Here is a 14,384-nt window from a genome sequence, read left to right as displayed (position 1 = left end):
CCGTGTCTCCGTTGTTATTCCGCGGCATCGCGCGGCTGCACTTTCCAGTCGCCGGCAGCCGGCCGCTTGAGCCCGAGATTTTCCCGCAGCGTCTTGCCGCGATACTCCTTCTGGAACAATCCGCGCCGCTGTAATTCCGGGACGATATGTTGCACGAAATCGGCATAGGAGCCGGGCACATAGGTCGCTGCGATGACGAAGCCGTCGCAGCCGCGCTCGACGAACATCTCTTCGAGCTTGTCCGCGATCTCCTTGGGACCGCCAACCATCGCATCCTGGACCTGACCGCGGCCGGAGAAGGTGACGAAGTCGCGCGCGCTCGGATTGCTCTTTCCGGAGTTCTTGAGCACGCCGTCCCGGATGCCCAGAATGCCCTGCATGCTCTTCAACTCTTCCGTCGTCAGCGGCTCGTCGAGATCCTTGGAGGCGAAGTCGTAGTTGAGCGCTTCTGCCAGCAGCGACAGCGCGTCGATCTGCAGCGGCAGCTTGTTGATCAGCGCCATTCTGTCTTCGGCCTCGGCTTTGCTCGCGGCGCAGACGGGTGTCGTCAGGTTGCAGAGGAACATCGCCTCCGGATCGCGACCGGCTTTCGCGGCCTCGTTACGCACGGACGCATAGCCTTCCTTGGCGGCGGCGAGGTTGCGTGCAGCGGTAAAGATCACTTCGCCCCAGCGTCCTGCAAAGCGTTGCCCGCGGCCGGACGCGCCAGCCTGGATGATCACGGGATGGCCCTGGTCGGAGCGCGGCACCGTGAAGGGACCGCGGGACTTGTAGAATGGACCCTTGTGATCGAGCCGCTTCACCTTGGCTGGATCGGCGAAGCGGCCGCTCGTCTTGTCCATGATGAGCGCGCCGTCCTCCCAGGTGTCCCAATGGCCGAGCACGACCTCCATGAATTCGTCGGCCTTGTCGTAGCGGGAATCATGTTCGGGATGAGAGTCGCGCCCCATGTTGTGTGCTTCGCCGTCGTTGAGCGAGGTGACGACGTTCCACCCGGCGCGTCCGCCGGACATCAGGTCGAGCGTTGCGAAGCGGCGGGCGATGTCGAAAGGTTCGAAATAAGTCGTCGAACCGGTAGCCCCCAACCCGAGCTTCTCCGTAACCATGCCCATCGTCGTCAGCACGATCAGGGGATCCATCTTCACGCAGCGGATGCCGTATTCGACGGTGTGGGCGTGATCGTTGCCGTAGCGGTCCGGCATCGCCAGCCGGTCGTCGAAGAAGGCCATGTGGAACTTGCCGGCTTCGAGGATTTTGGCGATCTCCTGATAATAGTCCGCCGACATCGAATCGTCGCGCGAATCCGGATGTCGCCACGAACTCGGCAAATTCGTGCAGTTCTGGGCCTGAAGGAAGCCGACCAGTACCATCTGCCGCGTCATGCTGCTGTTCTCCGAATTCCATCAGGCCAGATCGAGGACCGTATCCAGCCTGTACTCGCGCGCCAGCGCGCGCAGCTTTTCCCAGGTCGCATCCTCGATCTCGATGCCATCGCGTCGGCGCTGCTGCTCGCGCACGCCCTCGATCTCACCGGGATAGAACACGCCCTTGCTGCCCTCGGACGGCGGGGTCGATTTGAGATAGTGTGCAAACTCGGCGACCTCGCGCTTGAAGTCCTGCAGCGGGCGAAACGCGGCGACGTTGAACACGGCCATGAAGCAGCCGTCATTGTGCCGGCCCGTGGGTTCGACGCCGAAACCGAGGCCGGTGAGCAGGCCGCACAGCACCTCGACCATCGCGGCGAGGCCGCTGCCCTTGTAGCCCTCGCTTCCGCCTAGCGGCAGCAGCGCGCCGCCCTTGCGGTATTGGGTCGGATCGGTGGTGTGGCGTCCTTCGGCATCGATGATCCATCCCCTCGGAATCTCCTCGTCCCGTGCGACCGCGAGCTGGATCTTGCCGGCCGCGACCGCAGAGGTCGCCATGTCCAGGTAGAAGGGCGCATCGAGATCGGACGGCACCGCAATCGAGATCGGATTAGTGCCGAGCCGTGCCTCCTTGCCGCCGAACGGCGCCACGTGTTTCGGCGAGCGGCCGGAATCCGCCGTTGCGATCCCGATCATGCCTTCGCGCATCGCCATCAGCGGATAGGCAGCGAGGCGGCCGACATGGCTTTGCCGGAACACGGTGCAGGCGGCGACATTCGCCGTCTTCGCCTTCTCGATCGTCAGCGCCATCGCCTTGGCGTTGACGTGAAAACCAAAACCCCAATGGCCGTCGATCACGGTCGTGGTCGGCGATTCCTGGACGATGGTCCATTTTGCGCCGGGAACGATGTGCCCGGCCTTGATCCGGTCGATATAGGTGGAGACCGCGATTACGCCGTGGGAATCGTGGCCGGCGAGATTGGCGTTGACGCAGCCGCTTGCGACCGCGTCGGCCTCTTCCTCGGAAGCTCCGGCGGCACGAAGCAGCGCGGCGCTGATGCGCGTGAGGCGGTCGGCCTGGACGATCGGCATGGCGTTTCCCCGGCATCGTGCCCTTAACAGGCTGCTTGTTGGGAGCCATGGTCTCAAAGCGCGGCTGCGATATCAATCTCCCGTAAACCAATACAGGGCTGCAAATTCGTAGCGAGAACGCGCTGTTGGGCCAAGATTCGTCCCGCGCGGCGGTATTTTCGACAGTTTGGCGCCGGTCGTTCGCAGCTCGTTCACTTTGATGGACGGTTTGCAGCGCGCAATAACGAGCACTTAGGCGCTCGCCGGTCATAACGTCATCCGGGAAAAAAAGGCAGAAATTGCCCGGGAGCTGAGATCGTGACGACGACACTCGCGCGCACCTTTGCGGCGTTGAGCGCCATCAACGAAGCGATCCTCTACGCGAAATCGCCGGACGAGCTGTACCAGAAGGTCTGCGACGCCGGCTTTTCGAGCGGGGATTTTTTGGCTGTTGCAGTGTTTCTGATGGGACCGGATGGCCGGCGATTGCAATTTGCGGCCGGCTGTGGCGACGACATTCCGCGGCTGCGCTCCATCATGATTACGACGGAAGCCGGCACAGCCGAAGGATCGGGCGTCGGCGGCGAAGCATTTCGCAATCAGAAACTGTGCGTCAGCAACGATTATCTGAACGATCCGCGCTCGCTGGCGTGGCGCGCGGGCGCGGCCGCGGCCCAGATCGGCGCTGCTGCGGCGCTGCCGCTGCTCTGCAACGGCAAGAGTGTCGGCGTGCTCTTTGTGACCCGCCGCGAGGCCGGCTCGCTGAATGAGCAGATGGTGTCGCTGTTCGAGCGCATGTCGGCCAACATTTCCTACGCACTGGACATTTTCCGGCGAGAGAGCGCACGGCAGACCGGTGAGCGGGCGACGCGCCGGCTCAACCGCATGTTCGGCGCCATCAGCGCGACCAACGAAGCCATCCTGCGCGCCAAGACCGAGCGGGAGCTGTACCAGCTCGTGTGCGACGCCTCTGTCCATGGCGGCAAGTCGCTGGCGACCATCGTTCTGCTCCGCGAGCCGGACTCGCACTGGATGATCCCGGTCGCCTCCACCGGAGAGAACCTCGAGCTGGTCACCCAGGCGCGCTACTCGATCGATCCGGAAAGCCCCTATGGCAACGGCATATCCGGCGAGGTGTTCCGGACGCAGAAGGCCATCGTCGAAGACGATCTCGCCAGTCGTACCAAGGGCTCGCCGTGGGAACAGGCCAAAATCAACACCGGCGTTGCCGCGTGCGTGGTTGCACCGCTGATCAGGCACGGCGAAAGTGTCGGCGTGCTCTTGTTCTTCATCAGCCGGTCCTGGGCCAAGGATGAGGAGATCGTCGCGCTCCTGCTGCGGATGGCTGAGAACGTCTCCTTCGCGCTCGAGAATTTCGGGCGCGCGGCCGACAATGCCAGGATCGCCGCGGAAGAAGAACGCCTGGCCCGCATGTACGCGGCGCTGAGCGCCACCAACGAGGCGATCCTGCGCGCGCGGTCGCGCTCAGAATTGTTCGATTTGGTCTGCGAGGCGACGGCCAAGGGTGCAAAGTTCACCTCGGCTACGATTGCGCTCGCCGACGATCGCGCCGAGCTGTTGCGCGTCGTCGCCTGCTACGGACCGAATGCAGATCAGGTCCGCACCTTCAAATTCTCCACCTCCGACCAAGTGCCTGAAGGCCGCGGGCTGACCGGCACCGCCTTCCGCACGGGTCAGCCCGCCGTCAGCAACGACGTGCTCGCCGACGACCGCATCAAGCCCTGGCAGTCAAGCGCCCGCCGCAACGGGATCGCGTCCTCTGCGGCGCTGCCGCTGTTCAACGGCGACCGCATCGAGGGCGTATTCCTGTTCAACTCCCCCGAACGCCACACCTTCACTGGCGAATTCATCGAATTGCTGCGTAAGCTTCAGGCCAACGTCGCCTTCGCGCTGGAGAATTTCGACCGCGCCGACGAGAAGGCGAAGGCCGACAAGCAGCGTGGCAGGTTGAGCGGCATGTTCGAGGCGCTGAGCGCCACGAACGAAGCCATCATGCGCGCCAAGACGCGCGAGGAGCTGTTCGAGGTCGCGTGTCAGGCGGCCGTGCTCGGCGGGGTCTTCGCATCGGCGACCATCGGAATCGTGGACGAAAAACGTGAGCTGGTTCACGTCGTGGCAGTCAAGGGACGGCTCCAGGAGCGAATGGTTGGACGTACCTGCAACCTCGCTCCCGATCATCCCGAGGGACAGGGGATCATCGGAACGTCGTTGCGCACGCGGCGGCCCAGTGTGATCAACGACTATCTCCACGACCCCAGATCGGCGCATTGGCATTCCAAGGCTACCGAAGATGGGACGCGAGCCGCTGCCAGCTTCCCGCTGCTGCGCGCGGGTCAGGAGCCCATCGGCATTCTGCTTTTCCTCGCGCCGGAAGAGAATACGTTCACACCAGATATGGTCGAGCTGCTCGGGCGCCTCGCCGAGAACGTCTCGTTTGCACTCGATAATTTCGATCGCGCCGAGGAAAAGGCCCGCAACGAGGTGCGGACGGAGCGCCTGGCTCGCATGTTTGCGGCGCTGAGCGCGACCAACGAGGCGATCATGCGGGCGAAGTCGCGCGCCGAACTGTTCGACCTCGTCTGTCTCGCCGCATCGAACGGCGCCAAGTTCACATCGACGACCATTGCGCTGGCGAGGGCCGACAGCGACCAGCTGGAGATCGTGTCGAGCGCCGGACCATCGTCTGACACCACGCGCAATGTCCGCCTGTCAATCGACCCCGAGCGTCCCGAGGGGCGCGGAATGAGCGGCACGGCGTTCCGTACCCGCCAGCCCTGCATCAGCAACGACTATCTCAACGACGATCGCGTTCGCGCCTTTCATACCATCGTCCGCAACGACGGCGCGCGGTCGGGCGCGGCTTTTCCGCTCGTCGCGCACGATCAGGCCGTCGGCGTCATGATCTACATGTCGACCGAACCGGGCACCTTCACGGCCGAGTTCGTCGAGCTGCTGCAGCGCCTCGCCGACAACGTCTCCTTCGCGATGGAGAATTTCGACCGGGCCGACGAGAAAAACGAGGCGGACGAGCGAATCGAGTACCTCGCTTCGCACGACAGCCTGACCGACCTGCCGAACCGGGAGACGTTCAACGGGCTGCTGCATGAGGCGATCGACGCAGCGCAGCGCCACGATCACCGCTTTGCGGTGCTGTTCATCGACCTCGACCGTTTCAAGGTCATCAACGATTCGCTGGGTCACGAGGCCGGCGATCTGCTCCTGCTCGAAGTGGCCAATCGGCTGCGTGGTGCGCTGCGCGCAAGCGACGTGGTGGCGCGGCTCGGCGGCGACGAGTTCGTGGTGATCCTCGATCAATGCGGCGAGATCGATGACGTCCAGCGCATTGCGACCGGGCTGTTGACGGCCCTTGCCGAGCCCATGGAGCTGGCGGGACACGAGTGCCACACCACGGCCTCGATCGGCATCGCGATGTATCCGACCAACGGCTCCGACGTGCAGACGCTGACCAAGAACGCCGACATGGCGATGTATCTCGCCAAGGAGGACGGCAAGAACGGCTATCGCTTCTTCTCGCAGGAAGTGAAGACGCAGTCGATCGAGCGACTCTCGCTCGAAAGTGCCCTGCGCCGGGCGCTGGAGCGGGAGCAGTTCTCGCTGAACTACCAGCCCAAGGTGGACATGGTGACCGGCCAGATCACCGGCGTGGAAGCGCTGTTGCGCTGGGCGCATCCCGATCTCGGCAATATCTCGCCGGCACAGTTCATCCCGCTCGCGGAGGAAACCGGACTGATCGTGCCGATCGGCCGCTGGGTGATGAAGGAGGCCTGTGCCCAGGCCATGGCCTGGCAGCGGCGCGGCCTGTTGCCGGTGTCGATGGCGGTAAACCTGTCGCCGCGCCAGTTCGTCGACGCGCATCTGTTACAGGACGTCGACGAGGCGCTCGCTGCAAGCGGCATGTCCCCGGTGCTGCTCCAGCTCGAAGTCACCGAGAGCATGATGATGCGCAATGTCGGACGTGCGATCAAGGTGCTCGACGCCATCCAGAGCCGCGGCATTCGCCTGGCCATCGACGATTTCGGCACCGGCTATTCGTCGATGTCGCTGATGAAACATTTCCCGATCGACACCATCAAGATCGACCGCTCCTTCGTGCGCGACTTGCCGCAGGATGCGGAGGATCAGGCAATCGCGCAGGCGATCATCAGCATGGGCAAGGCGCTCGGTATGACCGTGGTCGCCGAAGGCGTCGAGAACGTCGAGCAGGAGACCTTCCTGCGCGCCCATGGCTGTGACGAGATGCAAGGTTTCCTGATCTCCAAGCCCGTTCCGGCGCGGCAGATGGCCGAGCTGCTGCGGCCGATGGTGCCGCCCTACGCGCCGCCGCTTCAGCCGGAGCTGGACCATGCCGCGACCGATGCCGCGGCGCTACGGTTGAAAAGCGCTGTCGTCTGACGGCTGCGGGTGCAGCTCGCGGACGTCCTCGTCTCTTATCTCCACCTTGCGTGGAAAATCATCCGGCCACGGGAGCGAGGTTTGTTCGGCGAAGAGCGTGATAAGGACATTTGCTCCTTCCGCAAAGCTCGAGCTGTCGCCGAGGCCGAGCGCACGACACCAGGCCTGTCGCATCGGCTCATGCGCGTCCAACACCGCCATCGCCGGTCCCCACCACCAGGCAGGCGCCGGCGATCGTTCGTTCTCCGGCACGGCATGCCAGAGGACGAACTCGTCCATCATGCGCTCGAATTGCAGGCTTGCGGCCTGATGCATTCGTTCCGTGCTCCCTTGGGTCGCGCCTGAAAGCAGGCCGATGCGCGGACTCGATCGTGGCCTTCGCTGTGAAAAGCTGGCTCGCGCTGTTGGCTGAGCCGATTGTGCCGCTTGTGTCGGCAGCCATACAAAAACATGCGGCGGCCGGGAAAGGTGCCGACGCCGACTGTGACAGCCTCTTTAGCCGCTTATGAGCCCGGCCCGCAAGGCGCAATACCGGCGGCTCTGGCGTTGAAATAGCGCAGGCGGGGCTGATAACCGGCGGCGGTCTGGGCGCGGCACGCGTGCGAGCCGATATAGCCCGCGCCTCGCGTCACGAGGACTGTCGGTCGGTCATGTCGTTGCCTGCTCAGCGATTGAAGGGCCGATTGCGGCTGAACAGCAGATAGATCGCGCGGGGGTTGGTGGTCAAATAGCGCCAGAACAGGCGGCGAGGCTCGAGCAAGGTGCGCCAGGCCCATTCCAGCCCAATCTTCTGCATCCATCGCGGCGCGCGCGAGCGGCTTCCCGACAAGAAGTTGAATAGGCCGCCGGATGTCTTGATGACGCCGACATTGGTGAGATGCGGGGTGAATTCCTCGACGAACGCCTGCTCGTTTGGCACGCCCAGCGCAACCCAGAGATAATCCGGCGCCAGCGCGTTGATCTCGTCGACCTTCGCGCGCAGCGCATCGCCACGGAGATAACCGTGGCTGTAGCCGACGATCTTGAGGTTTGGATACATCTTCCGCACGTTCTCGACCGCAGCGGCGTTTTCATCCTCGCTGGCGCCGAACATGTAGAAGGTGCGGCCGACCGCTTCAGCCTTGCGCGCGACGACGTGAAACAGGTCCGTCGTGGCGACGCGCTCGGGCAGCGGAAACCAGGATTGCAGCCTGGACGCCGCCACCAGCGGCTGACCATCGGCGTTGATGAGGTCGGCGCCGCGGAACAGGCGCTCGGTCTCCGGTTCGGTCGAGCACCGCGCCAGCACCTCGCCATTGGCCGAGGTCAGGTGCAGCGGACGGCCGATGCGATGGCGCGGATCGGTCGCCTCGATCATGAAATCTGCGGTTGCTTCCAGGTCGAGCGCGGCCATGCGAAGGCCGCCGATGGTGATCCGCGGCACGTCGGCGGTTGCGGCCCGGCCATCGAGATTGATGCGGCGCTCAAGCATATTGTCTGCCTCGCTGGCGAGCTTGGGCCATAGGAGTGAGCTCGTCGAGCACGACCCCGACGAGCTTGCGCTCGGCGCGGCCGAGCGTGCTCAATATCTCTTCCAGGCCGTCGTTGATGTCGAGGCTGGTCGGCAGCACCGCCACCAGCGCGTCGGCATCATCGAGCAGCTTACGGCTGCCGGCCGTGAGTGGCGCCGCGGGGCCGTCGAGGATCACAAGGTCATAGCCGCCGGAGGAGCGCGCCTGCTCGATGGCCTTGCGGATGGCATCAGCGGCTTTGCCTGCGTCGCGTTCGGCGGCCGGCAATACCGAGATGCCGTTGAGGGTCTTGATCTCGCGCGCGGCCTTGCTGCCGATCGAAAGCCATCCGACCTTGCTCGGCTCGCTCTTCCCGGGACGGCTGACCTTGTTCGAGAGCGAGTGCGCCTGATGGTCGGCATCGATCATCAGCACCCGGGCGCCGTCGCGCGCGGCCGCGAGCGCGAAATTCAGCGCGGTCACGCTGCGCCCGGTGGTTTCGCTGGCACCGACGAGCGCGATGACCGGCATTGTCTTTCCACCAGCGCGCCGGGCCGCCGTAGCGCGCATGTCGCGCCAGGCGTTGAGCAGCGTCGTCAGTGGAAAGCCGGGGCGCAGCGTCGGCCAGCCCAGCCGGGTGAGGTCGATGCCGCCGCCGGTGGCGAGAATGGCACCGAGCGTATGAATGACGTCGGCCTCCTGGAGGCGCGCGATCAGCGGCTTTTCGATCAGGGGCTTCTCGACCATCGAAGGTTGCAGCGGCGGGGCGGCGAGTTCCGGCAGTGCCTCCGCGACTTCCGGGGCTCGCGAGACCGGCTGGGGCCGGGTGGTCTCCGGCGCCCGCGAAGGCGCTGGGGCTCGCGGAGCTTGCGGCAATGGAGTGCGATTGGGACGGGCCGGCGCCGGTGCCGGCACGGACGCACCGGCGAACAGCAGTTCAGCCGCGACGAACCAGCTCGATGCAGCGATCGCGCCGAAGATGAAACCGATCATGGCGAACAGGCTCATCGCCGGCGGGAACGAGCGCCGCTGCGGCACCGTCGCTTCGCCGATGATTCGAGCCGCCGAGGTGTTCAGCGTCTCCTGCTCCTCGGTCTCGCGCGAGCGCTTGAGGAAGGATTGATAGACGTCACGGCTGGCATCGGCTTCACGCTCGAGCTCGCGCAAACGCACGGCGGCCTGGCTGAGCTGGACGCTCTGCCGCTTCTGCGCCTCCAGCGCCCGGCTGAGCGAGGCTTGAAAGTCGCGGGCGCGCGTCAAATCGTTCTTGGCGGACTGGGCGAAGCGGTCGATCTCTTCGTTGATGGTGCGCTTGAGATCTTCGACCTGCTTCTCGGTCTGACGCAGCGCCGGATGACGCGGGCCGAGCTCGCCGGCCTGCTCCGCATATTTCTTGCGCGCGTCGGCATATTGCGCGCGCAGGTTCGCGATGGTCGGCGATTGCAGCGCCTCGGAGTTCGCGCCCGCATCTGCCGTGGTGCGTCGGCTCGCCTCGATCTGGTCAAGCCGCGCCTGCGCGTCCATCGTCGCGGCGCGTGCGGCGGAAAGCCGCTGGTTGCTGGCGGAGAGCTGCTGATCGCTGATCAGCGCGTCCTGAGTGCCGACGAAGTTGTTCTGCGCCTTGTAGGTCGCGAGCACGGTCTCGGCGTTGCGCAGCCGCTCGCGCAGCTCCTTCAGGCGGCCGGAGAGATCGTTGGTGGCGCGCCGCGCGGCCGAAGCCTGCGAATTGCGGGATTCCGCGAGGTAGGCGCTGGTCAGCGTGTTGGCGAGCATCGCCGCTTTCGCCGGATCGGTCGACCAGACCTCGATGTCGACGATGAAGCTCTTCTCGGTCTTGCGGATCGTGATGTGCCGGTTCAGCGCCTCGAGGGCGGCGAGCTGCACTTCCTTTTTCTCCGTGGCGGAGGGCGCGCGGGGCTGAAGGCCGATCAGGCCGAGCAGCGACGACATCACGCCTTTGCCGTCGGCCCCGCCGCCGAATTCGGGGTCCTTGTCCAGATCAGCCTGCTGGATCACCTGGAGCAGCACGCTGTTGGAGGTGATCAGTCGCGCCTGGCTCTCGACCACCATCGACATGCCGGATACGTCCTGCGCGCGAGGCGTTAGCTCGCGATCGACGAGCTGAAGCTCGCGCGGGTCGACATAGAGCTGGGCGGTGGCGGTGTAGCGGGGCGCCAGGCTCTTGCCCACGGTGACGGCAAGCGTCGCACCGAGCAGCGCGGCAACGGCAATCGCGATCTTCCGCCGCCAGAGCAAATTGACGAGCTCCAGCACGTTCAAGCCGGCCTGAGGCCGCTGCTGCGGGGCCTCCGGTCTGGCCCGGTCGATCGGCTGGTTATAGTCAAGCATGATCCCCAGCTTTCATTCCAAGTGCCGCGTGCTGAGGGGTTGTTCTTCGCTCTACGCCACGCACCCCAGATATAGGTGCCCACTCAACGCAACAGGGAAAATTAACCATACTCATTGAGGGACTATTCACCGAAATGGCAAACAAAGCGTTTAAGCGCATGCCACTCTTCGACGCGTCGCCGTGACGCGTGCGATGCCGCGGTCCTTCAGAGATTAACGGTTCGTTACCGCGTGCGTCGTGGCCGCGAGGACTCGCTGGTCTTGCGGTCGGCCGCGCGCGCACCATGGCCGTCAGCTTTTCCGCAGAATGACGTGATAGTCGCCGCGGCGGACGTCGGTCCCGCGCGGGAGCACGGCGTTGAGCACGGCGGCGCCGGCGTCGACCAGGGCTGCGAACAGCGGCTTGCGCCGGCGCATCTCGGGATAGCGCGGGCTCTCGACCTCACGGCGGTAGATCATCTCGAGGCCGTGGGCGGTGGCGAACGCTTCGAGCCTCGGCAGCGACACCAGGGGATGGAAGAAGGTCGGGAACGGCGGCTCGCCCGGCAAGCCGGCATCCTTGATGCCTCGAATGTGCCGGTAGAACCAGACGTGGAACCAGTGCGGCGAGTATTTGGTGACGACCCCGGACAACGAGCGCGGATTGGGCGCGCCGATCAGGATCATCCCGCCCCGCTTGAGCGCATCGCGGAAATTCAAGAGTGCCGCGTCGACGTTGGGAAGATGTTCGATCACATTATAGCAGATCACCAGATCGAAGGTCTCGCGCCCGAAGCGGTAGGTCTGGACGTCGCCGAGGATCGCTTCGTCTGCATAGCTGTTGTTGCGGACCTGGTCCTCGTCGATGTCGACGACGGTGACCTTGCTCCGGCTCAGCAATTCCGGTGGCAGTACGCTGCACGAGCCGCCTCCGGCTTCGTAGGCGGCGAGCTGGCCCTGCGGCAGTTCGCGGTGCAGCACGTCGTGAACGGCGAGCAGACTGTCGCGGGCTTCACCGGGGACGAGATCGTGCAGCGCCTGAGTGTGTGCAATGGCCGCGGGAATCTGGACCGCCGTGGCTGTCGCGAAATCGATCGTGGCTGGCTTGTTCATATTTTTTTCTGACCGCGCTTGTTCGACTTAAATTTACAGGAAAAATCTCGTGTACCCGTAGAGCAAATCCGGTGCCGCGACGCTTCACCCGTCGCAGTGCTTACGGTCCGGTTAATGAGCATGCGCGTTAACTACGGCATTGTCGGCGCCAGCCGCCGTCGGCACGGTGGACCGCGAATTGCAGTATCACGCGCGCGAGGTTTCGCAGCAGAAACACCCGAAGGCGGTTAAGCGTATGGATGGCGGAACATCGGCGATGTGGCGACGTCGCGAGACTCAAGCCGGCCGTTCATTTTGGGACGTGCCTGTCCCGCGGCGATGTGCCGTCGCGGGACGGCGCCGATCCCCGGGATCGAAGCAGGGCTTTTTCAATCTATCTCGGACATCTAGAACGTCATGACATTGATCCCGACAGACCTGTCCGCCACGCGTATCTCGGATGCCGTGCGCGATCCCAACCGGGAGATCGCGGCCAGCTCCCGGATTATCGACCTGTCGGCTGGTATCGTGGTCTGCGTCCCCTGCTTCCGCCGCCCGCAGCATCTGCGGTTGACGCTGGACTCGCTCGCCAACCAGCGCACCCCGCGCTCCTTCGCCGTCGTCATGGTCGAGAACGATACGGTACGGCGCGAAAGCGCGCCGGTGGCCGCGGAATATCTCGCCGATGGCAGGCTTCAGGGCGTCTGCCTGGTCGAGAAACGGCAAGGCAACGTCCAGGCGATCAACGCCGCGTTCGAGACGGCGCTGGCGCTGTTTCCCGCCGCGACCCGGTTCCTGATGATCGACGATGACGAGATCGCTTCGCCCGATTGGCTCGAGCTGATGGTTCGCACCGCGGAGGCGACCGGCGCCGACGTGGTCGGCGGGCCGGTGCTGCCGGTCTTCGAGGACGACAGCATGCCCTGGCTTTCGCGACACCCGGTCTTCTGTCCCGCCTATGACTACAGCGGCGCGGTGCCCCTGATCTATGGCTGCGGCAATTGCCTGATCACGCGTGCGGCGTTCGAGAGGTTCGCCCGTCCGGCCTTCGATCCGCGCTTCAACTTCCTCGGGGGCGGCGACTGCGATTTCTTCGTGCGGTGCCGCGATGCCGGCATGACGTTCCACTGGACGGCGGAGGCAGTCATCACCGAGACGGTGCCGCAAAGCCGCACCAGTTTCGGCTGGATCGTGAAGCGAGGCCTGCGCATCGGCGCGATCAATTATCGTGTGCAGTCCAAGGCCGCGCAGGGCGCGGCGGCGCGACTGTGGGTGTTTGCGCAGATGCTCGGGAGGCTGCCGCTGTCGCTGGTGCGCGCGGCCGGCTTGCTGAAATCGTCGAAGGCCGTCGTCGCGATGCATCCCGTGATGGTCGCGCTCGGCTCGCTGCTCGCTGCGTTCGGCATCGAGCCGAAACCGTATGAGGCCTCGAAGATCGCGTCCTGACGTCGAGGCGGCGGGCTAAATACCAAAGCAGGCGAGGGCAACCCTGACCGCGGAGCGCGGCAGCGACTTGAGCGAGCGGCGCCCGACCATGCCGAGATAGGCGAAGGCCTGGCGATATCTGCCGAAGCGGACCGCTTGCATCGCCGAATACGTGACGAGATGAACCTCGGCGGCCTTGCGCAGTCCGGCTGCCATGCCCGCGGGCAGTCGTGCCATGATCAGCCCGTCATCGAACACCCGGGCGATCGCCGGAAAGAAATCCTGTGGCGTCCGCACCGCCGCGTTCATGGTGTTGGCCGTGTGCAGGCGGTAGTCGAGCAGAAGGTTTGGCGCAAATTCGAATTCGCCGATCGCGGCAAGGCGGCACCAGCAGTGCCAGTCCTCGCAATATCTGAGCGACACGTCGAAGCCGCCAATGGCGCGGAAGGCCTCTGCACGTGCCAGCGCAATGCCGCCATTGACGATGAAGTTGCCGGCCGCGAGCCGCGCCAGCACGTCGCCGGACGGTTTGCGGCGCCCTTTCAGCAGATCCCGGCGGCCGATCTGCCGTCCCTCGCTGTCGATCGTGTTGTAGTCGCCGTAGACGAGAACGGCCCGCGGCGCGCCACGCGCAGCCGCCAGCAGCGCCGCGACCGCGCCGGGCCGCAGGCGATCGTCGGCATCCAGGAAGAGCAGCCATTGGCCACTCGCATGCTGCGCGCCGAGATTGCGCGCTGCTGATACGCCGGATGCGCCGTTGGTCGTCAGGCGCAGTCGCGGGTCACGAACGGCACGGACGATGGCGGTGGTGCCATCGGTCGAGCCGTCGTCCACGACGATGACTTCGGTGACCTCGGCTTGCGCCAGCGCGCTGGCGAGGGTTTCGCCGATATAGGCCGCAACATTCTTGGCCGGAATGACGACCGACACCGATGTGTTTGAGCCGACCTGCAGCGGGACGCGCGCCGCCGGAGCGACGCGTGATGTGGCGGGCAATTCGAGAATTTCTTCCGCGGTGATCAAGATAAGACTCGCCTTTAACCGTCTGTTAACCAGGGCGCATCTGAGAGTTGGACAATGCGATCAATCGCAACCTTGGCCGTCGCCGATGATACTCGCATCGGGAAAAAAACGTCGCCGCGAAGACTGCCGCAGCGTTGGTTTCGTCAATTAGCGTTAA

At 64.8% G+C, this 14,384-nt stretch carries 9 protein-coding genes; 2 read left to right on the top strand and 7 right to left on the bottom strand.

Annotated elements, in window-relative coordinates:
* Window positions 1–14 precede the first annotated feature (14 nt).
* Window positions 15–1,382: an LLM class flavin-dependent oxidoreductase gene (locus C7G41_RS01260; protein ID WP_106940881.1), complete on the bottom strand. Its 1,368-nt coding sequence runs from the start codon at window positions 1,380–1,382 to the stop codon at window positions 15–17.
* Window positions 1,383–1,403: 21 nt separating this feature from the next.
* Window positions 1,404–2,456, bottom strand: coding sequence for an Ldh family oxidoreductase (locus tag C7G41_RS01255; protein ID WP_106940880.1), 1,053 nt, complete (start codon window positions 2,454–2,456; stop codon window positions 1,404–1,406).
* Window positions 2,457–2,753: 297 nt separating this feature from the next.
* On the opposite strand from C7G41_RS01255, the gene C7G41_RS01250 reads away from it, so the two are divergent.
* Window positions 2,754–6,869: a GAF domain-containing protein gene (locus C7G41_RS01250; RefSeq protein WP_106940879.1), complete on the top strand. Its 4,116-nt coding sequence runs from the start codon at window positions 2,754–2,756 to the stop codon at window positions 6,867–6,869.
* Here the strand turns inward: C7G41_RS01250 and C7G41_RS01245 are convergent.
* From C7G41_RS01245 to C7G41_RS01230, 4 genes are all read right to left on the bottom strand, one after another.
* Window positions 6,843–7,184 (bottom strand): hypothetical protein, encoded by a 342-nt coding sequence (locus tag C7G41_RS01245; protein WP_106940878.1) that lies wholly within the window; start codon window positions 7,182–7,184, stop codon window positions 6,843–6,845. The genes C7G41_RS01250 and C7G41_RS01245 overlap by 27 nt on opposite strands.
* 349 nt (window positions 7,185–7,533) lie before the next feature.
* Window positions 7,534–8,340, bottom strand: coding sequence for a WecB/TagA/CpsF family glycosyltransferase (locus C7G41_RS01240; RefSeq protein ID WP_106940877.1), 807 nt, complete (start codon window positions 8,338–8,340; stop codon window positions 7,534–7,536).
* On the bottom strand, window positions 8,333–10,708 hold the full coding sequence (locus tag C7G41_RS01235) for an exopolysaccharide transport family protein (protein WP_106940876.1): 2,376 nt from the start codon (window positions 10,706–10,708) through the stop codon (window positions 8,333–8,335). The genes C7G41_RS01240 and C7G41_RS01235 overlap by 8 nt, the downstream gene beginning before the upstream one ends.
* Window positions 10,709–10,999: 291 nt before the next feature.
* Window positions 11,000–11,800 (bottom strand): bifunctional 2-polyprenyl-6-hydroxyphenol methylase/3-demethylubiquinol 3-O-methyltransferase UbiG, encoded by an 801-nt coding sequence (locus tag C7G41_RS01230; RefSeq protein WP_106940875.1) that lies wholly within the window; start codon window positions 11,798–11,800, stop codon window positions 11,000–11,002.
* 396 nt (window positions 11,801–12,196) lie between these two features.
* On the opposite strand from C7G41_RS01230, the gene C7G41_RS01225 reads away from it, so the two are divergent.
* Complete coding sequence (locus C7G41_RS01225) at window positions 12,197–13,225, top strand: glycosyltransferase family 2 protein (protein WP_106940874.1); 1,029 nt, start codon at window positions 12,197–12,199, stop codon at window positions 13,223–13,225.
* A 15-nt stretch (window positions 13,226–13,240) separates the two neighbouring features.
* Here the strand turns inward: C7G41_RS01225 and C7G41_RS01220 are convergent, their stop codons facing one another.
* Window positions 13,241–14,227, bottom strand: a complete 987-nt coding sequence (locus C7G41_RS01220; RefSeq protein ID WP_106940873.1) for a glycosyltransferase — start codon at window positions 14,225–14,227, stop codon at window positions 13,241–13,243.
* Between the last annotated feature and the right edge of the window lie 157 nt (window positions 14,228–14,384).

It is taken from the genome of Bradyrhizobium sp. MOS002, from assembly GCF_003020115.1.
Taxonomy (GTDB): Bacteria; Pseudomonadota; Alphaproteobacteria; order Rhizobiales; family Xanthobacteraceae; genus Bradyrhizobium.
The sequence above is the reverse complement of the archived record's forward strand: the minus strand, read 5'-3'. Positions and strand labels throughout refer to the sequence as shown.

Bases quoted from the DNA above. Each gene is read 5' to 3' on its own strand.
- C7G41_RS01240 (WP_106940877.1), bottom strand. From the start codon at position 8,340: ATGCTTGAGCGCCGCATCAATCTCGATGGCCGGGCCGCAACCGCCGAC.
- C7G41_RS01225 (WP_106940874.1), top strand. From the start codon at position 12,197: ATGACATTGATCCCGACAGACCTGTCCGCCACGCGTATCTCGGATGCC.
- C7G41_RS01260 (WP_106940881.1), bottom strand. From the start codon at position 1,382: ATGACGCGGCAGATGGTACTGGTCGGCTTCCTTCAGGCCCAGAACTGC.
- C7G41_RS01235 (WP_106940876.1), bottom strand. From the start codon at position 10,708: ATGCTTGACTATAACCAGCCGATCGACCGGGCCAGACCGGAGGCCCCG.
- C7G41_RS01230 (WP_106940875.1), bottom strand. From the start codon at position 11,800: ATGAACAAGCCAGCCACGATCGATTTCGCGACAGCCACGGCGGTCCAG.
- C7G41_RS01255 (WP_106940880.1), bottom strand. From the start codon at position 2,456: ATGCCGATCGTCCAGGCCGACCGCCTCACGCGCATCAGCGCCGCGCTG.
- C7G41_RS01245 (WP_106940878.1), bottom strand. From the start codon at position 7,184: ATGCATCAGGCCGCAAGCCTGCAATTCGAGCGCATGATGGACGAGTTC.